This window comes from Psychrobacter sp. T6-1, assembly GCF_052258445.1.
Map to the genome: position 1 here is coordinate 1 of NZ_JBQQFC010000596.1, position 906 is coordinate 906.

The window sequence follows — 906 nt, forward strand, 5'->3', positions numbered from 1 at the left end:
AACTCAACGATTTTGATATCGTACTTGCTGTTGTCAGCGATGTCTGTTTTTGACGCCGTTAATGGGTCGATATTATCCTTTAACGTCAGCCAGCCTAGATCATTCATCATAACCAATGCGCGAGCAAAGTTACTTGGATCATTAGGTGCTGATACGCTCATACCTTTGTAGGCATCATCAAGGCTGGTCTTTTTGCCCGTATAGATGCCAAGCGGCGCGGTAGGCACTTGGAATACTTCAACAAGGTCAAGATTGTTTTCAGCCTTAAAAGTATCAAGATAAGGCTTGTGCTGAAAGATATTGATATCCAAATCACCATCTGCCAGTGCCAAATTTGGACGAACATAATCAGTAAAAGTAATCAGCTCAACCTCATAGCCTTGCGCTTCTAGCGAGCTTTTAACTTGGTTACGTACCATATCGGCAAAATCACCTTCGGTTGTACCGATAATGATTTTGCTTTTTTGAGTATCACTGTCATTGCTGGCTTCAGCAGAGGTAGCAGGCGCTTCTTTGGTGGCTTCAGGTGCTGATGAATTGTTGCAGCCAACCAGTACCAAACCTGATACGCCAACGATGCCAAAACCAAGTGCCAATTGACGGCTAATATCTGTTAATTTCATAAACCTTCCTTAATAATAAATGAGTTAATCAGTTTTATTTCATTAATGTGTCATTTTATCGTTTATCTAAACGCGTCGCTAACCAGTTGCCAAAGGCTTGAATGGATATCACCATAATCGATAACATAATAACGATAAATACCATGACCTCAGTCTGATAGCGATAATAGCCGTAACGAATGGCCAAATCACCCAGACCGCCACCACCAATCATACCTGCTGCTGCCGAATAAGACAGCAGACTGATACAGAGAATCGTCACTGACAAAACCAGCCCTGAGCG

Annotated in this window: 1 protein-coding gene and 1 pseudogene; both read right to left on the reverse strand. The window is 42.4% G+C overall.

Annotation, left to right across the window (positions count from 1 at the left end; all coding sequences use genetic code 11):
- A partial coding sequence (locus ACTXGO_RS14825; protein ID WP_443575061.1) for a MetQ/NlpA family ABC transporter substrate-binding protein occupies positions 1 to 623 on the reverse strand: 623 nt, incomplete at its 3' end.
- Positions 624 to 678: 55 nt separating this feature from the next.
- Positions 679 to 906, reverse strand: a pseudogene (locus ACTXGO_RS14830) (ABC transporter permease); the annotation flags it as partial.